Origin of the sequence: Mesorhizobium sp. M0751, assembly GCF_040320265.1 — a bacterium.
GTDB lineage: Bacteria > Pseudomonadota > Alphaproteobacteria > Rhizobiales > Rhizobiaceae > Mesorhizobium.
The window spans coordinates 73058-98370 of sequence record NZ_JAMYPH010000015.1 but is presented as its reverse complement, the minus strand read 5'-3'; the positions used below and the strand labels follow the sequence as shown (position 1 = coordinate 98370).

The following is a 25313-nucleotide window of genomic DNA, read 5'->3' as shown; positions in this document are numbered from 1 at the left end:
CCCGCGGCAAAACCTCTAAAAAAGGGGATAAGGCGCTGGAAAAGAAAAACTTTCACCATCATTTCCTCGTCGGCGTCGCCGGACGACAATCTTGCGGACACAACGAAAGCTGGTGACATGGCGAAGCGCTTCGGTTAATCCGGGCCGGCCGCTACGGACCGTCGGTCGCGGCGCTTGCAAGCATCATGGTACAGGGACAACGGCATGGCGGATTCGCCCGACATCATCGGTTCGCTCGCAGACCTGTCGGGAGCCTATTCAGCCATCCTGTGCGACGTCTGGGGCGTGGTGCACAATGGTGAATGGCATTTCCCCGCGGCGGCTGCCGCGCTGATCACTGCTCGCGCGGCGAAAATACCTGTCGTGCTGATCACCAATTCGCCGCGCCGCAGCGCCGACGTGGTGGCGCAGATGAACGCCATCGGCGTCCCTCCCGCCGCCTACGACCGTGTCGTGACGTCCGGCGACGTTACCCGCGACCTAATCGCCGAAGGGCCGCGAAAGATCTTTCATATTGGCGCCGATCGGGATTTCACGCTCTATGACGGCCTCGACGTCGAACTCGTCGAGGAGTTCGAAGCATCCGGTGTGGTCTGCACCGGCCTGTTCGACGACGAGGTGGAGAAGCCGGAAGATTATGCCGATCTTCTGCAGAGGCTGCGTGCTAGGAACCTGCCCTTCATTTGCGCCAATCCCGACATCGTCGTCGAGCGCGGCGAACGCATGATCTGGTGCGCAGGCGCTTTGGCCCGCGAATACGCACAGCTTGGCGGACGCACGCTGATCGCCGGCAAACCCTACGCGCCGGTCTATGACGTCGCCATGAAGGAGATCGCCGTCATTCTCGGCCGCCCGGTCGAGCGTTCGCAAGTTCTGGCCATCGGCGACGGTATGATGACCGACATCAAGGGCGCGGCCGACAATGGCTTCGACGTGCTCTACGTATCGGGCGGCATCCATGCCCGCGATTACGGTGAAGCGCTGCAGCCGGATCCGGCAAGGCTCGCGGCCTTCCTGGAAAAATACGGCTATAGGCCGGTCGCGGTGATTCCCAGACTGCAATAGGTTCAAGCCATGACGGCAATGTTCGAACGCATTTCCGCAACCGCGCCGCTGCCGGCTCATCTGCGCGGCGGCGTGGTGGCTATCGGCAATTTCGACGGCGTCCACCGCGGCCACCAGGCGGTGCTCGAACGCGCGCGCGCCGAGGCGGAGCGTCGCGGCGTACCCGCCCTGGTGCTGACCTTCGTACCGCATCCGCGAAAGGTGTTCAGGCCGGACATGCCGCTGTTCGTGCTGACGCCGCCGCCGATGAAGGCGCGGCTATTGTCGCACCTGGGCTTTGCGGCGCTGGTCGAGCAGCCGTTCACACGCGAGTTCGCCTCCTTGTCGGCGGAAGCTTTCGTCACCGGCGTGCTCGAGCGCAACCTCGGCATAAGCCACGCCGTCACCGGCTTCGATTTCCATTTCGGCAAGGACCGCCAGGGCGGCCCGGCCTATCTGATGGCTGCCGGCGAGCGCCACGGCTTCGGCGTCACGCTGGTCGATGCGTTTCGCGACGAAAGCGCCGAGGTGGTGTCGTCGAGCCGCATACGCACGCTGCTGTGCGAGGGCAATGTGGCCGAGGCCGCCGGCTTGCTCGGCTATCGTTTCACCGTCGAGGCGGAGGTGATCGGCGGCCAGCAGCTCGGCCGGACGCTTGGCTTTCCGACCGCAAACATGAGGCTTTCGCCGGAAGCCACCCTCAAAGAAGGGATTTATGCCGTCCGCTTCCGCCGCGCCGACGGTTCGCTGCATGATGGCGTCGCCAGCTTCGGCCGCCGGCCGACGGTCGACGACAATGGCGCGCCGCTGCTGGAGACCTTCGTCTTCGACTTTTCCGGCGACCTCTATGGCGAGATTTGTGCCGTGTCCTTCTTCGGCTACCTGCGCTCGGAGGTGAAGTTCGACGGGCTTGACGCGCTAGTCGGCCAGATGAAGCGCGACGAGGCCGAGGCGAAGGCACTGCTCGCCGGCGTCAGGCCGCTTTCCGGGCTGGACGCGGCCATAGCTTTTTAGAGCATGGTCCCGAACTGAAGGTCAGCGAAGCAAAAAGTGGGAACCGGTTTTCCGATTAAGCTCAACCAGAATTTATCTCTTCAGTGCCAGCCCAAGGGCGATGAAGGTCCAGCCCTGGAAGATCAGGTCGACGGCCAGGAACAGGCCGAGCACCCACACGCTGTTGACCGGCCAGCCCATGGCGATGACCAGTCCCGCCAGTGCGCTGATGATGCCGGCCGCGACCACCCAGCCCCAGCCCGGCTGCGGCCGGTGGCTGTAGCCTACCCAGGCCCTGAGCGCGCCTGAGGCAAGCAGTGCGACCGCCAGGAGGAAGGTCAGCACCGTCGAGGCGAGGACCGGATTGTCGAAGGCGAAGAAGCCGGCGACGGCGTAGAGGAGGCCGCTGAGCAGCCAATAGAAGAAGCGGCCCCATGTCTTCACGCCGAAGGCATGGATGATCTCGACAATGCCGGCCATCAGCATCAGCCAGCCCACGACAAAGACGGAGGCGACGGTTGCGATGAACAGATTGCCGAAGGCGATGCCGCCGAAGACAAGCAGCAGCACCCCGAGCGCGACGAACCATCCCCATTTCGACCGCGTCTGGCTGATCGCATCTATCATGGCATCGCTGTGCACGGTCATTGCCCTTCTCCCTCAAGGTCGCCTGGCTTCTTTGTTCCGGAAGGTAGCGCCGATCGCCTTGCCCGTCCAGCGAGCAGGCTGTGAGCGCCACACTCCGGAGCGGTCCGCTAAACCTCCGTTTTTGACCCGAAGCGGCCAAATACCAGATGGAATATTCGATCATGTGCGGGGGTGGGCCGGTGCTAAAGATGACAAGCGGGTTTACGGCGGCGACCCGTCGTCCCGTTGTTGCTGCTGCTGTACGCTGTTTTTCTACGCTTGATGAGGCTAGGGGAGCAAAATGGGCGATGTGGACGAACACCTCGATCTGACAGAGATCAACGCCGTCCGCAGGCTGTTGACCTCAAAGCCTCGAACGGTCCGCTGGGACGAACGCCGGGCACGGCTCGACGAAGTCGGTTCGGTGTGGCCGGTTGCGGAGGACATCCGATGCGAAGATGTGGTTTTCGATGGCCTCGCGGGAGAGTGGTCGCTGGCGCCCGGGAGCGACAGGGACAAGGTTCTGCTGTTTTTCCACGGTGGTGGCTACTGCTCCGGCTCTCTTAAAAGTCATCGTCGAATGGTGACCGAGGCAGGTCGGGCAATGAGAATGCGCACCCTCGCGATCGACTATCGCCGCGCACCGGAACATCCTTTCCCTGCGCAACATGAAGACGCACTTGCCGCATGGCGCTTTCTGAGCCGGCAAGGCATCGCGTCGGATCGTATCGTGGTTGGCGGAGACAGTGCGGGCGGCAACCTCACTCTGTGCCTGGTCAGTATATTGCGCACGGCAGGCGAGCCGTTGCCGCGATGTCTTTGGCTGGTTTCGCCCTGGACGGACCTATCGATGTCCGGCGTGACACTCTCAACCAAGGACGCAATCGACCCTATCATCCACCGGGCGTATTTGGAGGAACTGGCAGCCGCCTATGTTCCCAATGGCGTTGGTCGGCGCGATCCGCTGATCTCGCCTTTGTTCGCCGATCTGAGCGGATTTCCCCCAATGCTGATACAAGCCGGTTCGGCCGAGACGCTGTTGTCGGACGCAACTCGACTCGCCGAAGCCGCTGGCGCGGCTGACGTCAAAGTACGTCTCGAAATTTGGCCGCATATGATTCACGCTTGGCCGGTTTGGAATGCAGGGTTGAGCGCCGGTCGCCGCGCGCTTCACAGCGCAGGCATGTTTGTCCGCGAATGTTTGTAACCCCTGCCGAGGCAACTGCGAGCGTATCCCAGCCATCTTGATCTGGGGCCTTGGTGCGCCAAACAATCGACTGCAATGCAGAACAGGCCGGCCAACGCCGCCGATGTTACGGACATTAAGTCAAATTTTACCGAAACGGCGCCATGGCTTCAGTCAAGGCTGGTTGTATCGGCCAATGCGTTCGACGTATGGAGTAGCGATGCGGTCTGTCCCGACGATCCCGACGGTCTTGGCCGCATTCATGCTCGGCACCTGCGGCCTTGCCAAGGCCGGCGAGGGCACCTTCGGCTGGCTGTCCGGAGACTGGTACCTGACGGTCGGCGCCACCGGCATGGTTGCCCCGAATTTCGAGGGCGGCAAGAAGTACCTGCTCAGCGCCTCGCCGATCATCTCGCTCGGCAAGGCTGGTCCCGCGGCGCGCTTCACCTCGCGCAACGACAATATCTCATTGGCATTGATCGACGATGGCGGCGTCCGCGCCGGCCTGACAGGCAAGTTCCTGTTTTCCCGCGACGGTGGTGACGCCGACGAATTGAAAGGCCTCGACCCGGTGCGCTGGGGCGGCGAGGCCGGCGGCTTCTTCGAGTTCTATCCTTTGGATTGGCTGCGTGCCCGCGCCGAGTTGCGGCACGGCATTCGCGCCCATAATGGCTTTGTCGCCGACATCGCCGCCGACGCCTTTTACGATGTGACGCCCGATGTCAGGATTTCGGGCGGACCGCGCGTTTCGTTCGCCTCATCGGACTATTTCGACGCCTACTACGGCGTTGATGCCAAGGAGTCCCTGGCCTCGGGGCTCAGCGAATATCATCCCGGCGGCGGGGTGAGGTCGGCGGGCCGGGGCGGCGCAGTGACCTGGAAGGTGACCGAGCCGATGACGGCCAGCCTGTTCGGCGAATATTCCCGCCTGATGGGCCCGGCCGCCGATTCCAGCCTGGTCAAGGAGCGCGGCTCCAGGGATCAGTTCATGATCGGCGTGTCGACGACCTATCGCTTCGATTTCTCGATGTGATGTCTACCCCAGCAATCGCGTATCGATGGGATGCGTTGTGACCTCAACGATGTGGATGCCGTCGCGCGTCAGCAAATCTGGGTTGAAGAGATAGTTCCTTGTAAACGGGACGATCACACAAGGGACTTCCATAACCGCGTGCTTGGCTGTGGCGATAAAGTCCGTGCCGAGCCGCTGCGTCGTGGCCGTATCGTCCTTCCAGTCATCAGATAATTCCGGAGATGCAACGGTAACGCTGTCCGGCACTTCGATTTCCAGAAGCTGATAGGTCTGGGGCAGGTCTTCCGCGTCCACATGCACCAGAATTTCGAGAAGCGCTGTAGCTGGATGATCGGCGCAGTAGACGATCGGCGTCCCCATCACGTGCCAACGGCCGGCGCTGACCATGCCACCAGCGCCGGAGAGATCGGCGTAGCTGGAAATGCGCCACAACCGCATATGTTAGGCGAAAATGCCGTAATCGATGCGATGGAGCTCTTCTTCCACCAGGACGGCACCCGTCTCGGACCGCAAGAGGTTGATCGGTATCTCGTTGAGCACTCTGCTGCGCTTGCGTAACCAACGCTGCGCCTTTTCATGACTGCCGAAAACCCGGTCCGCCATCGCTGAAACCCGCTCAAGTCGCTGGACGCGGTCGGATTCGGCGATCGTCAGAGTCTCGTTTCGCTCTTTACGACGCGCCAAGGTCCGTCGCGGGCCAACGATCTTGTAGATTTCATCACTACTGAAGCCCCGTTGACGGAGCCCTTCGACCCTGGTGACATGAACAAGAAACCGTTCTGTCGCGGTATCGGGGATCGCGGTGTCGGCTTCTGGGCGAACCTTGATATGCAGACTAGACATGGGCTGGCTCCGCTGCCACTTGCCCCTAGACATAGGCGCAAGTGGCACATCATGCAAGGAAAACCACGACAACAAACTAGCGACCATGATGCCCCCGACAGGAAACCGCCGAGAGTTCGGGCTTTTCAATATCGCCTGTGTCGGTTAAAAGCCCAGCCATGACGAGCTTTTCGCGCCTTCTCGCGACTGCGATACGAATTACAGGCCCGGTGTTCCGGGCGGCCTGACCGCCGCCGGAGCCGCCGGGAATCTTGCGCGCGGCCTCTCGCGCTTTTTCCAGATCATGATAGTTCAACGCCCGGGCTCTTTCGCCGCCGGGCAACGCATATGGCAGACGAATGACTGATACCGAGACCGCCGAGACGATCGACTATTCCAAAACGCTCTACCTGCCGCAGACGGATTTTCCGATGCGCGCCGGTTTGCCGGAAAAGGAACCGCTGCTGGTCAAGCGCTGGCAGGATATGGACCTTTACCGCAAGCTGCGCGAAGACGCAGCCGGCCGCGAAAAATACGTGCTGCACGACGGCCCGCCCTATGCCAATGGCAACATCCATATCGGCCATGCGCTGAACAAGATCCTCAAGGACGTCATCACCCGCTCATTCCAGATGCGCGGCTATGACTCGAACTATGTACCCGGTTGGGATTGCCACGGCCTGCCGATCGAATGGAAGATCGAGGAGCAGTACCGCGCCAAGGGCAAGAACAAGGACGAGGTGCCGGTCAACGAGTTCCGGCAGGAATGCCGCGAGTTTGCGGCGCACTGGATCAAGGTGCAGGGTTCCGAATTCCAGCGCCTTGGCGTCGTCGGCGACTTCGACAATCCCTATACGACGATGGCTTTCCACGCCGAGGCGCGCATCGCCGGCGAGTTGCTGAAATTCGCCATGTCCGGCCAGCTCTATCGCGGCTCCAAGCCGGTGATGTGGAGCGTCGTCGAGCGCACCGCGCTGGCCGAGGCGGAGGTCGAATACCAGGACTATGAGTCGGACACGATCTGGGCGAAGTTTCCGGTCGTCAGCCTCGCTCGCCAGGTCATCAACATCGAGGAGGGGCAGCCAGCCCTGGATCCCAAGCTGACGCAGACCTCGCTCGATCTGCTTGATGCCAACGTCGTCATCTGGACCACGACGCCGTGGACAATCCCCGGCAATCGCGCCGTCAACTACTCGCCGCGTATCAACTATGGTCTCTACGAGGTTGCGGCGGCCGAGAACGCCTTTGGTCCTCAGCCCGGCGAAAAGCTGATCCTTGCCGAGAAGCTTGCCGACGACGCTGCCGCGAAGGCCAAGGTCACTCTGAATCGGCTTCGCAACGTTGGCGCCGAAGAACTTGAAAACCTTACGCTTTCGCATCCCCTCAAAGGTATGGGCGGCGGCTACGATTTTCCCGTGCCGATGCTCGCCGGCGATCATGTCACCGACGATGCCGGCACCGGTTTCGTCCACACCGCGCCGGGACACGGCCGGGAAGACTTCGACGCCTGGATGGATGCCGCCTCTGATCTTCGCCAGCGTGGCATCGACACCACGATCCCCTTCACCGTCGACGATGCCGGCTTCTTCACCAAGGACGCGCCGGGCTTCGGCCCGGGCCGCGAGGGTGGAGCGGCGCGCGTCATCGACGACAATGGCAAGAAGGGCAACGCCAACCAGGCCGTCATCGACGAGCTGATCAAGCGCAACGCGCTGTTCGCGCGCGGCCGGCTGAAGCACTCCTATCCGCATTCCTGGCGCTCGAAGAAGCCGATCATCTTCCGCAACACGCCGCAATGGTTCGTCTATATGGACAAGGAGCTTGGCGACGGCACGACGCTGCGCAGCCGCGCCCTGAAAGCCATCGACGATACCCGCTTCGTGCCCGCCGCCGGCCAGAACCGCATCCGCGCCATGATCGAGGAGCGCCCGGACTGGGTGCTGTCGCGCCAGCGCGCCTGGGGCGTGCCGATCGCCGTCTTTGCCGATGCCGACGGCAACGTGCTGCGCGACGAGGCAGTCAACCAGCGCATCATGGACGCTTTCGAGAAAGAAGGCGCCGACGCCTGGTTCGCCGCCGGCGCCAAGGAGCGTTTCCTCGGCAATCACGATGCCTCGAAATGGCAGCAGGTCATGGACATCCTCGATGTCTGGTTCGATTCAGGCTCGACGCATGCCTTCACGCTTGAGGACCGGCCCGATCTGAAATGGCCGGCCGACGTCTATCTTGAAGGCTCCGATCAGCATCGCGGCTGGTTCCACTCCTCGCTGCTCGAAAGCTGCGGCACCAGGGGCAGGGCGCCCTACGACACCGTCGTCACCCATGGCTTCACCATGGATGAGGAGGGGCGGAAAATGTCGAAGTCGCTCGGCAACACCGTCGTGCCGCAGGACGTCATCAAACAGTCCGGCGCCGACATCTTGCGGCTGTGGGTGGTGACGACCGATTATTGGGAAGACCAGCGGCTCGGCAAGAACGTGCTGCAGACCAATATCGACGCCTACCGCAAGCTGCGCAACACCATCCGCTGGATGCTGGGCACGCTCGCCCATGACGATGGCGAGGAGGTGCCGCTGGACAAGATGCCGGAGCTGGAGCGGCTGATGCTGCATCGGCTCGCTGAGCTCGATGAAGTCGTACGCTCGGGCTACGACGCCTTCGAATTCAAGCGCATCACCCGCGCGCTGCTCGACTTCATGGTGGTCGAACTGTCGGCCTTCTATTTCGACATCCGCAAGGACGCGCTTTACTGCGAAGCGCCTTCCAGCGTGAAGCGCAAGGCTTCCGTCCAGGTGGTGCGCCATCTCTTCGACTGCCTGGTGAAATGGCTGGCGCCGATGCTGCCCTTCACCATGGAAGAGGCTTGGCTCGACCGTCATCCGGATGCGGTCTCTCTCCATCTCGACCAGTTCCCGGAGATCCCGGCGGACTGGAAGAACGAGGCGCTGTCGGAGAAGTGGCGCAAGGTGCGGCAGGTCCGCCGTGTCGTCACCGGCGCGCTGGAAATCGCCCGTGCGCAGAAGGTCATCGGCTCTTCGCTGGAAGCGGTGCCGGTCGTCACCCTCGACGATACTGCGCTCGAAGCGGCGATCGCCGATGTCGACATGGCCGAGATGGCGATCACCAGCGATCTGGTTATCGTGCACGGCAAGGCGCCGGCGGGCAGCTTTACCCTCGACGATGTCAAGGGCGTCGCCGTGGTCGTCGAGAAGGCGGAGGACCGCGGCCTGGTGAAGTGCGCGCGCTCCTGGCGCTACACCGCCGATGTCGGCTCAGATCCGGAATTCCCGGATGTTTCGGCCCGTGACGCCGCTGTCCTGCATGAGCTGAAGGCTTTGAGCCGCCTTTAAGGCGGTGCACAAATGCCACGGCGGGCGGCCGATCGGCCCCCGCGCGTTGCCCTTAACGAGTGGTTGAGGTAAACACGCGAAACTCCGGACGACAAATTGTCGCCGGAATTCCGTCGGAAGAGCATAGGCGATGGGGACCGGACCTTTCTTTGGCCGGCGGCAATCGAGAGGCTGTCTACAGTGGGACTTTTTGGCATGACCGAGAGAACTTACGCGCGCGTTGCGCTGCTGGCGCCGCTTGTCATATCGGGCCTCGCTTTGTCCGGCTGCATGGGCTCGCCCACTTACGGAACCGACAAGACCGCGGGCGCGCAGCTTGCCGGCGACCTCACCGGGGCTTTTTCGTTCGCACCCAAGCGCAAGGATAGTATCGACTACAAGCCGCGCCCCACGCTGGTGAAGCCGGGGCCGGGGCAGAAGGAAGTCTTGCCGCCGCCGCAGGAAAGCATCGAGACGGCGAGTGCCGAATGGCCCGAATCGCCGGAGCAGCGCCGTGCCCGCCTGCGCGCCGATGCCACCCTGCATCAGGACGACCCGGCCTACCAGGCGCAGGTCATCGATGACGTGCAGACGGATCCGGCGTCGGTCAAGGCCGCGCTGAAGCAGTCGGGCTCGAGCCACCCGCCAGCCTGGACTCCGGCCGATTCGGACAAGGCCCGCTCCGCGGAAGTCATGCGCCGCCGGGCTGAAGGCAAACAGGGCGACCCGACCACCCGTAGATATCTGAGCGAGCCGCCGGTGCAATACCGCGCTGCCGCCGCCACCGCGCCGCAGGGCGACCTCGGCGAGGACGAGTACAAGAAGGAACGACGCCTCAAGAAGGAGGCGGCCGCGAAGAGCAAAAGCAGCGGCATGTTCGACTGGCTGCCCTGGTAGGCTGACGGCGCCAGAGACTTTCTTGCCTGGATTGGCTGACCTGGATCAGCTGACTTGGATTTGGACCGTCTGCCGGACCAGAAAATCAGGATCCGCGTCGCTCGCGAAAAAAGTCCTTCAGCAGCGCTGCTGCAGCGTTCTCGGCGATGCCCGGATAGATGTCGGGCACATGGTGGCAGGTCGGTGACGTGAAGAAGCGAACGCCGTTGACCACTGCGCCGCCCTTCTCGTCGGCAGCGCCGAAATAGAGCCGGCGCAGCCTGGCGAAGGAGATGGCGCCGGCGCACATGGCGCACGGCTCCAGCGTCACATAGAGATCGTGGCCGCTGAGCCGCTCGCTGGAAAGCTTGCGGCAGGCCTCGCGGATCGCCAGCATCTCGGCATGGGCGGTGGGATCGGCGAACTCGCGGGTGCGGTTGCCGGCACTCGCAACGACCGTATCGCCGCCGACGACGACCGCGCCAACCGGCACCTCGCCACGCTGGGCGGCGGCTTCGGCTTCCTTAAGCGCCAGCGCCATGAAATCCTGCCGCTTCACGCGGTTTCCATTCCGATTATCTCCTCGCCACTAGAGCGCGATCCTGTTACTACCCGCGCAAACGAGCAAAGGCCACATGGACGACAAAAACAAGAAATTCCCGCGCAAGGCCGGCCCGAAGCCGGCAGGGCCGCGCGGTCGCGATCGCGCTCCCGGCAAGGGCGGCAAGCCGTCCTTCGGCGCCAAAAAACCCTACACTCCGCGCGGCGATCGGCCGGCGGCGGCCGAAGGCGAACGGCCGAAGCGCGACTTCAAAGGTGGCGACCGGCCGTTCAGCAAAGGGCCGCGTCCGGAAGACAAGCCTTATGAAAAGCGCGAGGGTCCACGCAAGCCTTATGCACCGCGCGGCGACCAGCCAGCAACTGCCGAAGGCGAGCGGCCGAAGCGCGACTTCAAGGGCGGCGACAGGCCGTTCAGCAAAGGGGCGCGTCCGGAGGGCACGCCCTATGAAAAGCGCGAAGGTCCACGCAAGCCTTACGCACCGCGCGGCGACCGGCCAGCAGCTGCCGAAGGCGAGCGCGGCGAGAGGCGCTTCGACCGTCCCAAGCGTGACTTCGGCGGTCGTCCCAAACGTGATTTTGGCGATCGGCCCCATGGGGCACAAAGGGCACCGGCGGCATCGGAAGGCGGCTTCAAGCCGCGCCCGCGTCGCGTCGAGGCAACGGAAGAAGCCGGCGAACGCATTGCCAAGCGGCTGGCGCGTGCCGGCCTGGCCTCGCGCCGCGACGCCGAGGAACTGATTGCGGCCGGCCGCGTCAAGGTCAATGGCAAGGTGCTGTCCTCGCCGGCCTTCAACGTCATGCCCGGCGACATCATCCATCTCGACGGCATGGAGATCCCACCGATCGAGCGCACCAGGCTGTTCCTGTTCCACAAGCCGGCCGGCGTGGTCACGACAAACCGCGATCCCGAAGGCCGCAAGACCGTCTTCGACGTGCTGCCGCCCGGGCTGCCGCGGCTGATGACCATCGGCCGGCTCGACATCAACACCGAAGGCCTGCTGCTGCTCACCAATGATGGCGGCCTGTCGCGCGTGCTCGAACTGCCGGCGACCGGCTGGCTCAGGCGCTACCGCGTGCGCGTCCACGGCAAGGTCGAGGAAAGCGCGCTTGCCGGCCTGCGCGAAGGCATTGCCGTCGACGGCGTCTTTTACGGCGCCATCGAAGCAACGCTCGACCGCGAGCAGGGCTCGAACGCCTGGCTGACACTCGGCCTGCGCGAAGGCAAGAACCGCGAGGTCAGGAACATCCTGGGCGCGCTCGGTCTCGACGTGACGCGGCTGATCCGCATTTCCTACGGGCCGTTCCAGCTCGACGATTTGCCGGAGGGGCATGTGCTGGAGATCAAGGGCCGCGTGCTGCGCGACCAGCTCGGCGAGCGCCTGGTCGAAGAGTCCGGCACCAATTTCGATGCCGATATCGCCAAGCCGTTTTCCAACAAGCCGGTCAGGCGTGAGCGCGAGGAGGAGCCCGAGCGGCCGAAATTCACCCGCGACGGGGAACGCCGGCCGATCGGCGAGGGCGGCCTGATCAAGAACCGCAAGCGGCGCGAGGGCAGCCGCGACGAAGCGCTCGGCAAGCTGTCGACAAGCCCTGACAGGAGCTTTGGGCCGAAAAAGAGCTTTGGCGAGCGTGGCCCCAGACCTGAACGCAGCGACTTCGGGGACAAACACCATGGCGACAAGCCTCGTAGCGGCTTCGGTGGGAAAAAATCCGAACGCGAGCAGCGGCCGATCGAGCCGCCGGGCCAGCGCAAGGCCAATGTCTGGATGGCGCCGGGCGCACGGCCGATCGGCAAGGGCAGGGCGGAGGCAGACGCCGTCAAGGCGGCAGAAAACAAGGCGCGCAAGGCATCGTTCAAGCCGTCTTACGGCAAGCCCGGCGGCAAGCCGCAAGGCGGCGGTGCAAAGCCGTTCGGCAAACCGCGTGGCGAGCGCCCGGATAGTGGTGGCGACCGGCCGCGTGGCGGCCCGAAGGGAAGCAATGCGGATCGTCGGCGGTGAGTTTCGTGGGCGTCCGCTGGCGACGCCCCGCACCTTTGCCATCCGCCCGACCACCGACCGCACGCGTGAGGCGGTGTTCAACGTGCTGGCGCATCGTTTTCCCGAAAGACTGGACGGCGCGCGCGTGCTCGACCTGTTCGCCGGCACCGGCGCGCTCGGCCTCGAAGCGCTGTCGCGCGGCGCCTCCTACGCTGTCTTCATCGAGGAATCCGCCGAAGGGCGTGGCCTGATCCGCACCAATGTCGAGGCTTTCGGCCTCACCGGCCGCACCAAGATATTCCGCCGCGACGCAACGGCCTTGGGCGAGGCAGGCACCATCGCCGCATTCGGCCTGATCTTTGCCGATCCGCCCTATGGCAGGGGCCTTGGCGAACGCGCCTTGCGCTCGGCCAAGGCAGGCGGCTGGCTCGCCCCCAGCGCGCTCTGCGTTGTCGAGGAAGCGGCGGCGGCGCCGTTCGAGACAGGGCCGGGCTTTTCGGTTGTCGACGAGCGCAACTATGGCGAGACGGTTATCCGGTTTATCGAAGCGGCCTGAGTTCGGCTTCCACGATGGCGCCTTCAAAATGACGAACAATTCGCTTTGCCTCGACCAGCAACCCCGCCTATCGTCCCACCACAAACCGGAGCCATCTATGACATTTCAGGCTGAATGGCTGCGCGGAACGCTCCTGGGACTGGCTCTGGTGATGGCCGCGCCGGCTCTGGCGGACAACAATCCTGACGACGGCGTGGTCACCGATTTCCTGCTCGACAACGGCATGGAGGTCGTCGTCATCCCCGATCACCGCGCCCCCATCGTCACCCATATGGTCTGGTACAAGATCGGCAGCGCCGACGAGCCGCCGGGCAAGTCCGGCATTGCCCATTTCTTCGAGCATCTGATGTTCAAGGCGACCAGCAATCATGCGGCGGGCGAGCTCGACCGCGCCGTCGCTGCCATCGGCGGTTCGGACAACGCCTTCACCTCCTACGACTACACCGCCTTTCATGAGACGGTGGTGCCGCAGGCGCTCGGTGAGATGATGGGCTTCGAGGCCGACCGCATGCGCAATCTCATCCTCAACGACGATGTCATCAAGACCGAGCGCGATGTCATCCTCGAGGAGCGCCGGTCGCGCATCGATTCGAATCCGCAGGCGGTGCTCGACGAAGAGATCGACGCCACGCTGTGGCAGAACCAGCCCTACCGCATTCCGGTCATCGGCTGGATGCAGGAGATGGAGAAGCTGAACCGCACCGACGCGATGGCTTTCTACAATAAATATTATACACCCAATAACGCCGTGCTGGTGGTGACCGGCGATGTCGAGCCGGAAACGGTCAAGGCGCTGGCCGAAAAGACCTATGGCAAGATCGCGCGCGGCCCGGATCTGCCGCCGCGCATCCGCCCGATCGAGCCCGAGCAGAACACCAGGCGCACGGTGACGCTGACCGATGGGCGCGTCAGCGTGCCGAGTTTTACCACGCAATGGGTGGTTCCGTCCTATCACACGGCAAAGCCCGGCGAAGCCGAAGCGCTCGACGTGCTGTCCGAAATCCTCGGCGGCGGCAACCGCAGCCGGCTCTACCAGGAGCTTGTCGTCAGGCAAGGCATCGCCGCCGAGGCTGGCGCCTTCTTCCAGGGCACCATGCTCGACGACACTAATTTCACCGTCTATGGCGCGCCGCGCGGCGATGCCAAGCTTGCCGACATCGAAGCCGCGGTCGACGCCGAGATCGCCCGCATCGCGAAAGACGGCGTTACCAGCGACGAGCTGGAAAAATCCAAGGACCGTTTCGTACGCTCGATGATCTTTGCCCGCGACAAGCAGGAGGACATGGCCAACATCTACGGCTCGACGCTCGCCACAGGCGGCAACGTCCAGGACGTTCAGCAATGGCCGGACCGCATCCGCAAGGTCACCGCCGACCAGGTCAAGGAAGTCGCTGCCCGCTATCTCAATCTCGACCACGCAACGACCGGCTATCTTCTGCCGCAAACCCAGGCTGGGAATTGATGTGATGATGAGCCAGCATGGTCCCGCTCTGCCTTCTCCCCTCGTGGGCTCCTTCCCTTCTCCCACAAGGGGAGAAGGGAAGCGCGCGCTCACCGGTCCTCTTCTAGCAACCCTGCTCCTCTCCCTCGTCTTTCTCATCCTGCCGGCGCTTTCCGCTCGTGCGGCCGTGAACATCCAGGAGGTGACCTCGTCGAAGGGCATCACCGCCTGGCTGGTGGAGGATTATTCGGTGCCGATCGTCGCCATCCGCTTCGTTTTCGATGGCGGCGCGACGCAGGATCCGCCCGGCAAGGAAGGGCTTGCCAACCTGATGAGCGGGCTGTTCGACGAAGGCGCCGGCGACCTCGACAGCGAGGCCTTCCAGATCAAGCTCGACGATGTCGGCGCCGAGATGAGCTTCGATGCGCAGCGCGACGGCATCTACGGCTCGATGCGCATGCTGGCCGAGCAGCGCGACGGCGCCTTCGACCTGTTGCGGGTGGCGGTCAACCAGCCGCGCTTCGACCAGGTGCCGATCGACCGCATCCGCGCGCAGATCCTGTCCGGCATCATCGCCAACGAGCGCGATCCCGATACGCTCGCCCAACGCAAATGGCTGGACGCGATCTACGGCCGGCATCCCTATTCGCGGCCCGACCAGGGCACCAGGCAAAGCATCGCGACGATCACGCCGGCCGATCTCAGCGCCTTCCACAAGGCGAATTTCGCCCGCGACGGCCTGCATGTCGCGGTGGTCGGCGCCATCGACGCCGAGACGCTGAGGCAGAAGCTCGATCTGGTGTTCGGCAGCCTGCCGGAAAAGCAGGCGCTTACGCCCGTTCCCGACATTGACCTGAAGCTCGGCCAGCAGCTCGAGGTCGTCTACGACCAGCCGCAGGCCTCGCTGCAACTCGCCTATCCCGGCGTGAAGCGGAATGCGCCGGACTTTTTCGCCGCGGTGCTGATGAACGAGATTCTCGGCGGCGGCACCTTCACCTCGCGGCTGTTCGACGAGGTGCGCGAGAAGCGCGGCCTGGCCTACAGCGTCAGCTCCGACCTCGTCGACCACGAGCACTCCGAGGCGCTGTCCATCACCACCTCGACCCGCGCCGACAGGGCGGCCGAGACGCTGGCCGTGGTGCGCGACGTGGTCAAGCGCATGGCCGAGGAGGGGCCGACCGAAGCCGAGCTGGCGGCGACCAAGAAATACATGATCGGCGCCTATGCCATCAACAATCTGAATTCCTCCGGCGCGATCGCCTCAACGCTGGTCGAGATCCAGCTCGGCAAGCTCGGCATCGACTACATGCAGCGCCGCGCCGCCCTGATAAACGCGGTGACACTGGACCAGGTCAAGGCAGCCGCGAAAAAGCTGCTCTCCGCCGAGCCGGCCGTCATGGTGGTCGGGCCGAAGCTGGGAAGCAAGGGATGAACCGTTGCCCGCGTTTTCCAGGCGCTGGCGCCGCCCCTCACCTGCCTGCCGGCATCCTCTCCCCGTATAGTGACGGGGAGAGGGGCGCTGTCGTCGCCGGTTTCGCTAATTACTGGCGCTGCAATAGAAGCGCCGAGGCTGCGGACAGCTCCCTTCTCCCCGTCACTATACGGGGAGAAGTGCCCGGCAGGGCGATGAGGGGCAGCGCCGACGTCGACGATTGCTGGTTTACCCTGTGGCCAGATGGCACCCAAAATGGCGCCTAGCTTCGGCATCGCCTTTGGCGGCGGCGGCGCGCGTGGGCTGGCGCATATCCATGTCATCGAGGTGCTGGACGAGCTCGGCATAAGGCCAGCGGCAATCGCCGGTTCGTCGATCGGCGCCATCATGGGCGCCGGCATGGCCTCGGGCATGACCGGCAAGGACATCCACGACTATACGCGCTCGATCCTCGGCCGCCGCGCCGAAGTGGCGACGCGCATGTGGCGGGCGAGGCCCGGCACTTTTGCCGAGGCGTTGCAGGGCGGTCTGCGGGTCAGCCAGTTCAATGTCGAGCGCATCCTCAAGGCGTTCCTGCCGGACGCCATTCCCGAGACCTTCGCCGAATTGAAGATACCGCTGAAGGTGACGGCAACGGACTTTTATGGCCACAAGCTCGCGGTGCTCGACGAAGGCGAGCTGCATTCGGCGCTGGCCGCCTCGGCGGCGATCCCGGCGGTGTTCCGCCCGGTGATGCGCGACGGCAGGCTGCTGATCGACGGCGGCATCTACAATCCCGTGCCGTTCGACCTGATCGAGCTCGACGCCGACATCATCATCGCCGTCGACGTGGTCGGCGCGCCGGCCGAGGCGGGCCGCAAATTCCCGACCTCCGTAGACCTGATGTTCGGCGCCACGCAGCTGATGATGCAGTCGATCATCGCCAGCAAGCTAAACCAGAGCCGGCCTGACATATTGATCAGGCCGGCAGTGTCGAAATACCGCGTGCTCGATTTCATGAAGGTCGAGGCGCTGATGGCCGAGACGGTGGCGATCAAGGACGAGCTGAAGCGCGAGATCGAGAAGGCGGTCGAGGCCCGCGCCAAGGCCGAAGCCAGCAAGCGCACCAACCGTCTCGGCGGATGACACCCGTCAGGCGTCCGGCGTTAGCGCCCGCTGGACCATGAGCGTATCCTTCGTAAGTGGCGCGGATCAGCTCGCGATTGGCGCCCTTCTCAGCCCCACTTCATCTCGCCGGTGGCAACCTTGGAGCCGATGTCGAGCGCGACGCCCATGCCGAGGCCGGGGAAGCGGGCTTCCATGGCGCCCTTCAGCGCGGCAGCGTCCTTGGCCTTGGCCAGCTCTTCCTCGAAAGCAATGAGATAGGCCTTGGTGTGCTCCACGCCCGAGAGGTCGGTAGCTGCCTCAGGCGTCATGTGCCCGGGCACGACGATCGCCGGCTTGCGCGCTGCGATCTTTTCGAGATTGGCCAGCCAGGCGGCGCGCAGTTCCCTGGTCGGCGTGTCGGCGGTCCAGACATGCACGCCGGCAAAGATCATCACCCCGCCGAACACCGCATTCAGCGACGGCACGAAGAGATAGCGCCGGTTGGCGAGGCCTTCCGCGGCGACGATCTCGATGCTCTCGCCGTCGACGCTGAGCGTCTTGCCGTCGAAGGCTTCGGGGATGACGACATCGGCCAGCGCCTGCGGGCCATTCTCCTTCAGCTGCGGCCCCCAGACGGCGAGCTTCTTGTCAATATTGCCGTTGATGGCGGCCACCGTCTCGGCGGCGGCGATCACCCGTGCCTGCGGGAACGCCTGCTTGATCGGCTTGAGGCCGAAATAATAGTCCGGGTCGGACTGGCTGACATAGATGGTGGTGAGCGTCTTGCCGGTCGCCTTGATCGCCTCGGCCACGGCCCGGCCATCGGGGTAGGTGAAACCGCCGTCGATCAGCACGGCTTCGGTGGCGCCGGAGACCAGCACCGGCGCGCGGAAGAAGCCGTTTTGCCCGGCGGGAAAATGCTTCCAGGAAAGCCCGCCTGCCGCATGGCCAAGTCCGGCGGGAGCAAAGACGGCGGCGGCGCCGGCGGCGAGGGTGGTTTTCATGATGGCTCTCCGTGTGAACATGGATGTCTCCTGGGAATGGTGGATTCGGTGGCGCGCAGCCTCGATGCCCGCAAGATGGCAAAAGCGGAATGCGTATTGAAGGCCGACAAAATAGACGTAATGTATGCTATTGCCTGACAATGAGACTGCCATGAGCGAAGCATGAACCTGAACCGGCTGGCCTATTTCGCGGCGGTGGTCGACGCCGGCTCGTTCACACGGGCCGCCGAGCGGCTGGGCATCACCAAGGCGGTGGTCAGCCAGCAGGTGGCGCGGCTGGAGCGCGATGTCGGAACGACGCTGCTGATCCGCACGACGCGGCGCGTCCATCCGACCGAGGCCGGCCGGACATTCCATGCCCGCTGCCTGCAAGTCCTGCAGCAGGCCGAGGACGCTTTCGACGAGCTCGCGCAGGCCGCCGCCGAGCCGACCGGCACGCTGCGCATCGCCGCCTCCAACGACTACGGCACGTCGGCGGTGGTGCCGGTGGTCGCCGCCTTCAGCGCGCGCTATCCCGCCTGCCGGGTGGAGCTGACGCTGGGCGACGAGACGATCGACCTGGTTTCCGGCCACATCGACGTGGCGATCCGCATCGGCTGGCTGGCCGATTCCAGCCTGCAGGCGCGGCGCATCGGCACTTTCCGGCAGTTCATGGTGTGCGGCGCCGGCTTTGCAGGCCGGTTCACCGCCGGCGAACCGCAAGACCTTGCCGGGCTGCCCTTCGTCGCCAACATGGCGCTGCGCGAACCGCTGCTATGGCAATTTTCGCGCGGCGACAACGAGCAGCAGGCCGTGCGCATGCAGGCAACGATTGCGATCGACGCGACGCCGGCAGTGCTGGCGGCCGTCCGCGCCGGCGCCGGCCTGTCGGTGCTGCCGGACTTTTTGGTGCGGGACGAGCTGGCCGCCGGGCGGCTGGTGCAAATCCTGCCCGGGTGGCGGCTGCCCGCGGGCGGCATCTACACAGTCTACCCCGCCGCCCGCTTCCGCCCGCCCAAGGTGACGAGGTTTGTCGAGATGCTGATTGCGGCCGTGCAGAAGCTGGAATCAGGCGGGCAGGGGCGCTGATGGCCGAAGCTGCCAATCTCCCCCCTTGAGGGGGAGATGTCGCCGAAGGCGACAGAGGGGGTCGTCTCGCGTGATGCGCCAACCCCCACTGTTGCAAAAGAGGAGCCGCGCCCGGTCAAACCGACCCCCTCTGCCCTGCCGGGCATCTCCCCCTCGAGGGGGGAGATTGGCTGTCACGACCCCATCCCAGCCGCATACTCCAGCGCCACCACGCCGTTGCTGAATTGCGTGGCGGAAATCAGCTCGAGCGGCAATTGCGCGCCGGGCGGGAACAGGAGCTTGCCCTGGCCGACGGCACCGGGGTAGCTGAGCAGCCTGATGCGGTCGACCAGGCCATGGCGCAGCAATTCCTGCGCGACGCTGAGGCTGCCATGCAGATAGATGTTGCCGCCGCTGCCTTGCTTCAGCCCTCTGACCGCGTCCGGCAAGGCGCCCTGCAGCAGCTCGGCCGGCTGCCAGTCGAGCGCCGTCAAGCTCGTCGAAGCGACATATTTCGGCAGCGCATTGAACCGGTCGGCAAAATCTCCGGTTTCATTGGGCCACGAGCCGGCAAATATCTCATAGGTCGTGCGCCCCAAAAGCATGGCGCCGCTGTCGGCCAGCTCGTCGTCCTTGAATTTTTGCATCTCATCGTTCCAGGCGACGCTCGGCAGCTTCTCGACCTCGGCGATCCCGTCGACGCTGATGAATTCGGTGACGATGAGTTTTCGCATGGTGGGGTCCTTTCTGCCGAGCGCGGGTCTTGTGCGAACTGCACCGTCAACTAGCGCGGCGCTTTTTCAGGGGAGACCCTGAGCCGCCCGTCGTTCGGTCATGCCACAACATCCGCGTCGGGTGGGGGGCGGTCTTTTTGCCTGTCCCGATTGGATCTGGTTCGTAATCACGGGCTGCCTACAGCTTGGCAATACCGGCTTTCAGCAGTCCTTCGCGGACGTGCTGCACATCGGACTCCTGGGCATAGTGCAGGGTGGCGATAAATGAATCGAGGTCGAATTGGGGATCGAGCGTTCTGATCTTGCCTAGATGCGCCGCAGCCGCGATTTCGTCGCCGAGCCAGCCGTAGCAGGCAGCGGCGAAAGCGTGCTGAGCCGAGTCCATGGTCGACAGATGCATGAAAGCCTCGATCGCCTCGCCATACTGGCGCGCGGCGAAATGCGCCTTTCCCAGATGGCTCCAGAACCTCTCCGGGTGGTGCGGGTTCAACTGCATTGCCTTGCGGATCCATTCGATTCCCTCTTCCGGCCTCCCCAGCCACGTCAACAACTCGCCTTGCTGCACCACAACGAGATCGTAATTGGGATTGAGGGCCAGCGCCCGCTCTTGATGGTAGCGCGCCGTGGTCAGCTCATTGTTGTTCACGTTCACTGCCGCGAGGATGCGATGGACATCGGCATCGTTGTTGTCCAGCGCCAGCGCCCTGTCCAGCGCTGCCGAAATGTTGTTCCAGATTGCATCCCTGTCTTCGCACCAGTTATGGACCCAGGCCTGGCCAAGAATGCAGGCCCGCCAGGCATGGGCATGGGCATAATCGGGGTCGAGCGTGACGGCCCTTTCTATCAAGGTTTGCGCGCGTTCATTATCCGCACTCGTGCTTCGGTGATGCAGCACCTTGGCGGCAAGCACACATTCATAGGCGGCCATGTTTGCAGGTTTCGCGCGCGCGAGCTGGTCCCGCTGAGCCGCCTCGACACGACCGGGCAGCGTGGCCGCGATCGCCGCGGTCACCTCATCCTGGATCGCGAATATGTCGTCCAGCTTCCGGTCATATTTGTCTGCCCAGATATGAGCGTCATTCGCCGTGTCGATGAGCTGAACCGTCACGCGCACCCTGTCGCCGATCTTGCGGACGCTTCCCTCCACCAGGTATTGGACGGCGAGTTTTTCGGCCACCTCGCGCACATTCACGGCGCGGTTCTTGTAGACGAAGGCGGAATTGCGCGAGATGACGAACAACTCATGGTGGCGAGACAATTCGGTGATGATGTCCTCGGTCAGTCCGTCCGCGAAAAATTCCTGCTCGGGGTCGCCGCTCATGTTGCTGAATGGCAGCACCACTATCGAAGGTTTCGAGATGGATCGCTTTGCCTCGACTTCTGGCAGGGCAGGACTGTCAAACCCAACGCGATAGAGACGAACCGGGCGGCTGATGTTTTTTAACGTCTTCTCGCCCAGGTCCTCCATGGCAATTTCGAGACGGTCGGCAATTTGGGTCGCCACCGCTGCGGTCACGCAGATACCGCCGACGTCGGCGAGTTGCTCGATGCGCGAGGCAATATTGACGCCGTCGCCGAAAATGTCCTCATCGTCGAAAATGATGTCGCCGAGATTTATGCCGATCCTGAATTCGATACGCCGTTCCTGCGGCACATCCGAATTGCGGCGTTTCATGCGCTGTTGGATTTCCACGGCGCATTTCACGGCATCGGTCACGCTCTGGAACTCGACGAGCATGCCGTCTCCGGTGGTCTTGATGATCCGGCCCTTGTTCTTCGCGATGGCGGGATCGACCAGTTCTATGCGATGGGTCCGAAGGCGTGCGAGCGTGCCGGATTCATCGGCCTCCATCAGCCGACTGTAGCCCGCCATATCGGCAGCCAGAATTGCGGCTAGTCTCTGTTCCATCGCTGAACCAAAAACCAAGCCTACGCTTCCTGGGCCGCCAAATCCAGCAATTTGGGCTTGTGGCTGAAACAAGAGGTCCGCAGCAGCAAGATAGGGCGGATCAGAGGAGCTTTTCCCTATTCGCTTCCAAAGACCGATACTGCGGGGAAAAGCTTCTCCGGCCTGGACTAAGCTCCCGAGATCGGATTGGTATGACGTCTGAGGCAGATATCTCCAAAGAACGAATTGTAAAAAAGATCATGGGATTCGGAGTCTTCATTCACCGGTCAGATTCGATCTACGACGACAGTCCTGCTGAGCAATACCAGTTTCCCAGCCAGTATCTGCGCCGCGTTGAAGCATGCGTAGGCGACTGGATCATCTATTATGAGCCCAGCAAGGTAGAAGAGAGCCGCGGCTATTTCGCCGTCGCCAAGGTCCAACAGGTCATCCCCGATCCTGCGAAACCTGACATGTACCTCGCTCTGATTGAGCCCGGGACCTATCTCGACTTCGTCAATCCTGTTCCGTTTAACGGGGCGAATGGCATCGTGGAGAAGAGTGTACTCAACGACGAAGGGCGGATTTCCGGCCGCGCCCAATCTGCCGTCCGCCCAATCGGTCCAAGTGATTTCAATCGCATTATCGATCTTGGCCTGGACAGCAGTGGGGCATTGCTCCCGCGCATTGATGAGATCGGCACATCTGCCGGTTTCCAGGAAGAGCAGGCGCCATTCGAATTCGAGCGGAGCCGTGATCGCGTAAACTACTTCGGGTCACGGATCGTGCGGGACCGAATTTTCCGTCGCATCGTCTTGCGAGCGTATGACGAACGCTGCGCGATTACGGGACTGAAATTGATAAATGGTGGCGGGCGAGCAGAGGTTTCTGCCGCGCATATTCGACCGGTTGAAGCCAACGGACCCGATATCATCAACAATGGAATCGCACTGTCTGGTACAGCGCATTGGATGTTCGATCGCGGATTGATCAGCCTGTCCGACGATCTGGAAATCATGATCTCCCGGCAGGTTAACGACCTCGAGAGCGTGCAGGGGTTCATAAACAAGACCGGTCGAGCACTTGCGCCCCATCGACAATTTGAACGCCCGCATCGTCATTTCTTGCAATGGCACCGCGAGCACTGCTTTAAGCAGTGACGCGGCGAAAGTACCCTCCTTCGCGGCGACAGCCGATTCAGGCGCACGGGCCCGACTTATGCGGTTACTAGTGGTGAAAGTCTAACGCTTGATGCCCAACACGAAAGACCAATTCCGACCCTATCGGACCTTCCTATAGCGACGTCATACGGCAGCCTTGACCCTAAGCGGGCTCTTGTTCGTCGATAGGTGAGTGGCAGCTTTTGTGAAGCCGGCGTCCCCAATGCGCTATTGCCAAGGGTGTGCTACTAATTACTCGCGCAGTGTGATGCTACCCACTGGGGGCGGTCATGGACCGAAAGCTTGCAGCCATTCTTGCCGCGGACGTGGTTGGCTACTCCAAACTGATGGAGCAGGACGAACAGGGCACGTTCGAGCGTGTCAGGGCCGGCCGCAGGGAACTATTCGAACCCGAAATTGCCCGCCACCATGGCCATATCTTCAAGCTCATGGGCGACGGCCTTCTGGCAGAGTTCTCCAGTGTCATGGACGCCGTCGAATGCGCCGTGGCGCTGCAAAAAGGCCTCGCAGAGCGCAATGCGGCCGTTCCCGAGGATCAGCGCTTTCAGGTGCGGATCGGCGTCAATCTCGGCGAGGTGATCGTCGAGGGCGACGACCGCTTTGGCGAAGGGGTCAACATAGCCGCGCGCCTGGAGCAGATCGCGGAGCCTGGCGGCATCTATGTGTCCGGCAAGGTGGCCAACGAGGTAGAGAAGAAGCTTGCCTTCGCTTTCGAGCCCATGGGCGAGCAGCGTGTTAAGAACATCGCAGAGCCCGTGGCGGTCTACCGGGTGAATCTGCATGGGCAGCCACGCCGCCGCCTACTCAAAGCTCGTCGTTTGCGCCGTGGATGGCTTATGCCGGCAGGATTGATGGTTCTCGTGATGGTAGCTGCCGGTGCCGCACTCGGCATCCAAGGCTGGTGGAAATCATCGGGCGCGGCTGTCGATCAGGCCTCGATTGCCGTCCTGCCGTTCGAGAACCTTGGAGATGATCCGAAATGGGAGCGGATCGCTGACGGGATTACCGAGGACATCATCACCGACTTGTCCAAAGCGGACCAGGTTCTCGTGATCGCACGCCACTCGACCAACGTTTACAAGGGCAAGGCTGTCGACGTCCGCCAAGTCGGCGCCGATCTGGGCGTGAGGTATGTTCTTACGGGCAGCCTGCAGGCGAACGGCGGTCGCGTTAGCATCAGGACACAGCTTGTCGACACGGCCACAGGCGCCGACGTCTGGTCCGACCGCTACGATCGATCCGACGAAGACATCTTCGCGGTGGAGAGCGACGTCACCGCAAAGATCGCAAATAGCTTGGCGTCGACCAGCGGTGCGTTTCGTAGATCGCAATTGAAACTCGCCCAGCACAAGCCACCCAACAGTCTGACGGCATATGACACCTATTTGATGGCCGACGCGGTGGCCCTCACTCCAGTCGGCGGTGTCACCAAAGATGGGTTGATTGAAGGGGAGAAGCTATTCCAAAAAGCCATAGAGCTCGATCCGCACATGTCGCGGGCCTATGTTGGCTTGGCCTACGTTTATTACCTGATGGGTGGCAAAGGCTTTGCTGATTTTCATGAGGCAAATTCAAAGATGATGGAGGCCGCCCAAAAAGCGGTGGAGTTCGATCCGAACAACAATCTGGCCCATGCAGCTCTCGGCCAAGCCCTCAACACGCGTGGTGAGGGAGCGAAAGCCCTTGCCGAGTTTAACAAGGCGGAAACCCTTGGGCCAAACGACGCCGATACTCTCATGACGATTGCCACGAGCATTCCTGGACTCGCCGAGGGAGAATCTGCACGAGCAGTGCGACTCGCAGAACGAGCTATTTTGCTGAATCCTTATTATCCAGACTGGTATAATTATAGTCTTTACGTTGCATACTTCTATGGAGAGCAGTTCGATAAGGCACTTAAATATGTAAAACTTATGAAGGGCGCTGGACCAATTGAGAGAGTCTATCTTGCCATGATATATGGTTACCTCAACCAGCCGGACGAGGCGAAGAAAGCTGCTGCGGAGGTGCTCAAAGATGACCCCGGATGGACCGCGGAGAAGTTTCTCACCTTTCTTGGCGGGTTCGCCATGGAGCGCGAGACCGAGCTGCTCGCAGAAGGTGCACGAAAGGCGGGACTTGCGGCCTGCGCAACCGCCGCGGAGCTCAAAGACAACCCCAATCTGATCCACATCAAATCGTGCGATGCAGAACGCGCCAAGGCGGCGTCGGGCTGAAATTGTCTCGTAGTCGGAATGAAGCCGCTCAGCCCAAAGCGCGAGCGGCGCCGCCGGTCCCGGTTCGAGGCAGGTCGGCGAAGGGGCAGAACTGGCGCAAAGCAGTCCGGGCTATGTTATACGCGAGGTGCTTTCTAGCCCCCTCGTCCCGAAAGCCGCCCTTCGGCTTTCGGCCCCCAACCGCGACGATCACGGCCTCCGCGCCAAGCGTCGGCATGTGTGCGCAACACGTCCGTCTCGATAGCCACATTGAGCGGCGGGTTCCGCCTCAAGGGCAG

At 63.0% G+C, this 25313-nt stretch carries 22 protein-coding genes; 14 read left to right on the top strand and 8 right to left on the bottom strand.

Annotation, left to right across the window (positions count from 1 at the left end):
* Positions 1 to 204 precede the first annotated feature (204 nt).
* Both NKI19_RS22195 and NKI19_RS22190 read left to right on the top strand, forming a co-directional pair.
* Positions 205 to 1065, top strand: coding sequence for a TIGR01459 family HAD-type hydrolase (locus tag NKI19_RS22195; protein ID WP_352490221.1), 861 nt, complete (start codon positions 205 to 207; stop codon positions 1063 to 1065).
* 9 nt (positions 1066 to 1074) lie between these two features.
* A complete protein-coding gene (locus tag NKI19_RS22190; protein ID WP_352490220.1) occupies positions 1075 to 2058 on the top strand; it encodes a bifunctional riboflavin kinase/FAD synthetase in 984 nt (327 codons plus the stop codon).
* Between the two features lie 72 nt (positions 2059 to 2130).
* On the opposite strand, the gene NKI19_RS22185 is transcribed toward NKI19_RS22190, so the two are convergent.
* Complete coding sequence (locus NKI19_RS22185) at positions 2131 to 2685, bottom strand: HdeD family acid-resistance protein (protein ID WP_352490219.1); 555 nt, start codon at positions 2683 to 2685, stop codon at positions 2131 to 2133.
* Positions 2686 to 2965: 280 nt separating this feature from the next.
* On the opposite strand from NKI19_RS22185, the gene NKI19_RS22180 reads away from it, so the two are divergent.
* Positions 2966 to 3871, top strand: coding sequence for an alpha/beta hydrolase (locus NKI19_RS22180; protein WP_352490218.1), 906 nt, complete (start codon positions 2966 to 2968; stop codon positions 3869 to 3871).
* Positions 3872 to 4070: 199 nt separating this feature from the next.
* Complete coding sequence (locus NKI19_RS22175) at positions 4071 to 4883, top strand: MipA/OmpV family protein (RefSeq protein ID WP_352566393.1); 813 nt, start codon at positions 4071 to 4073, stop codon at positions 4881 to 4883.
* 3 nt (positions 4884 to 4886) lie between these two features.
* Here NKI19_RS22175 and NKI19_RS22170 read toward each other — a convergent pair whose 3' ends face one another.
* The 3 genes from NKI19_RS22170 to NKI19_RS22160 all read right to left on the bottom strand — a co-directional run bounded on the left by NKI19_RS22170 (position 4887) and on the right by NKI19_RS22160 (position 6021).
* Positions 4887 to 5321 carry an RES family NAD+ phosphorylase gene (locus NKI19_RS22170; protein WP_352490216.1) on the bottom strand — a complete coding sequence of 145 codons (435 nt, stop codon included), beginning with the start codon at positions 5319 to 5321 and terminating at the stop codon, positions 4887 to 4889.
* A gap of 3 nt (positions 5322 to 5324) precedes the next feature.
* Positions 5325 to 5726: an Xre family toxin-antitoxin system antitoxin gene (locus NKI19_RS22165; protein ID WP_352490215.1), complete on the bottom strand. Its 402-nt coding sequence runs from the start codon at positions 5724 to 5726 to the stop codon at positions 5325 to 5327.
* A gap of 76 nt (positions 5727 to 5802) precedes the next feature.
* On the bottom strand, positions 5803 to 6021 hold the full coding sequence (locus NKI19_RS22160) for a hypothetical protein (RefSeq protein WP_352490214.1): 219 nt from the start codon (positions 6019 to 6021) through the stop codon (positions 5803 to 5805).
* 43 nt (positions 6022 to 6064) lie between these two features.
* Between NKI19_RS22160 and ileS the strand changes: the two genes are divergently transcribed.
* On the top strand, positions 6065 to 9055 hold the full coding sequence (ileS, locus tag NKI19_RS22155; RefSeq protein ID WP_352490213.1) for an isoleucine--tRNA ligase: 2991 nt from the start codon (positions 6065 to 6067) through the stop codon (positions 9053 to 9055).
* A 195-nt stretch (positions 9056 to 9250) separates the two neighbouring features.
* Positions 9251 to 9931 (top strand): hypothetical protein, encoded by a 681-nt coding sequence (locus NKI19_RS22150; RefSeq protein WP_352566395.1) that lies wholly within the window; start codon positions 9251 to 9253, stop codon positions 9929 to 9931.
* Between the two features lie 85 nt (positions 9932 to 10016).
* Here the strand turns inward: NKI19_RS22150 and NKI19_RS22145 are convergent, their stop codons facing one another.
* Positions 10017 to 10469 (bottom strand): nucleoside deaminase, encoded by a 453-nt coding sequence (locus NKI19_RS22145; protein ID WP_352490211.1) that lies wholly within the window; start codon positions 10467 to 10469, stop codon positions 10017 to 10019.
* A 76-nt stretch (positions 10470 to 10545) separates the two neighbouring features.
* Between NKI19_RS22145 and NKI19_RS22140 the strand changes: the two genes are divergently transcribed.
* The 5 genes from NKI19_RS22140 (at position 10546) to NKI19_RS22120 (ending at position 17004) form a co-directional block, all read left to right on the top strand.
* A complete protein-coding gene (locus NKI19_RS22140) occupies positions 10546 to 12471 on the top strand; it encodes a pseudouridine synthase (protein WP_352566397.1) in 1926 nt (641 codons plus the stop codon).
* Positions 12452 to 13006 carry a 16S rRNA (guanine(966)-N(2))-methyltransferase RsmD gene (gene rsmD, locus NKI19_RS22135; protein ID WP_352490209.1) on the top strand — a complete coding sequence of 185 codons (555 nt, stop codon included), beginning with the start codon at positions 12452 to 12454 and terminating at the stop codon, positions 13004 to 13006. The genes NKI19_RS22140 and rsmD overlap by 20 nt, the downstream gene beginning before the upstream one ends.
* 97 nt (positions 13007 to 13103) lie before the next feature.
* On the top strand, positions 13104 to 14468 hold the full coding sequence (locus NKI19_RS22130) for a M16 family metallopeptidase (RefSeq protein ID WP_352490208.1): 1365 nt from the start codon (positions 13104 to 13106) through the stop codon (positions 14466 to 14468).
* Between the two features lie 166 nt (positions 14469 to 14634).
* Positions 14635 to 15879 carry a M16 family metallopeptidase gene (locus tag NKI19_RS22125; RefSeq protein WP_502899322.1) on the top strand — a complete coding sequence of 415 codons (1245 nt, stop codon included), beginning with the start codon at positions 14635 to 14637 and terminating at the stop codon, positions 15877 to 15879.
* Between the two features lie 255 nt (positions 15880 to 16134).
* Positions 16135 to 17004, top strand: a complete 870-nt coding sequence (locus NKI19_RS22120; RefSeq protein WP_352490206.1) for a patatin-like phospholipase family protein — start codon at positions 16135 to 16137, stop codon at positions 17002 to 17004.
* Between the two features lie 89 nt (positions 17005 to 17093).
* On the opposite strand, the gene NKI19_RS22115 is transcribed toward NKI19_RS22120, so the two are convergent.
* A complete protein-coding gene (locus tag NKI19_RS22115) occupies positions 17094 to 17990 on the bottom strand; it encodes an MBL fold metallo-hydrolase (RefSeq protein ID WP_352566399.1) in 897 nt (298 codons plus the stop codon).
* A 141-nt stretch (positions 17991 to 18131) separates the two neighbouring features.
* Between NKI19_RS22115 and NKI19_RS22110 the strand changes: the two genes are divergently transcribed.
* Entirely contained in the window at positions 18132 to 19037 is a 906-nt protein-coding gene (locus tag NKI19_RS22110; protein ID WP_352490204.1) for a LysR family transcriptional regulator, read from the top strand.
* A 173-nt stretch (positions 19038 to 19210) separates the two neighbouring features.
* On the opposite strand, the gene NKI19_RS22105 is transcribed toward NKI19_RS22110, so the two are convergent.
* Positions 19211 to 19750 (bottom strand): dihydrofolate reductase family protein, encoded by a 540-nt coding sequence (locus NKI19_RS22105; RefSeq protein ID WP_352490203.1) that lies wholly within the window; start codon positions 19748 to 19750, stop codon positions 19211 to 19213.
* Between the two features lie 178 nt (positions 19751 to 19928).
* Positions 19929 to 21659 carry an adenylate/guanylate cyclase domain-containing protein gene (locus tag NKI19_RS22100; RefSeq protein WP_352490356.1) on the bottom strand — a complete coding sequence of 577 codons (1731 nt, stop codon included), beginning with the start codon at positions 21657 to 21659 and terminating at the stop codon, positions 19929 to 19931.
* Between the two features lie 239 nt (positions 21660 to 21898).
* Here NKI19_RS22100 and NKI19_RS22095 point away from each other — a divergent pair, with 239 nt between their 5' ends.
* Entirely contained in the window at positions 21899 to 22798 is a 900-nt protein-coding gene (locus tag NKI19_RS22095; RefSeq protein WP_352490355.1) for an HNH endonuclease, read from the top strand.
* Positions 22799 to 23088: 290 nt separating this feature from the next.
* Positions 23089 to 25035 carry an adenylate/guanylate cyclase domain-containing protein gene (locus tag NKI19_RS22090; protein WP_352566401.1) on the top strand — a complete coding sequence of 649 codons (1947 nt, stop codon included), beginning with the start codon at positions 23089 to 23091 and terminating at the stop codon, positions 25033 to 25035.
* Positions 25036 to 25313 lie beyond the last annotated feature (278 nt).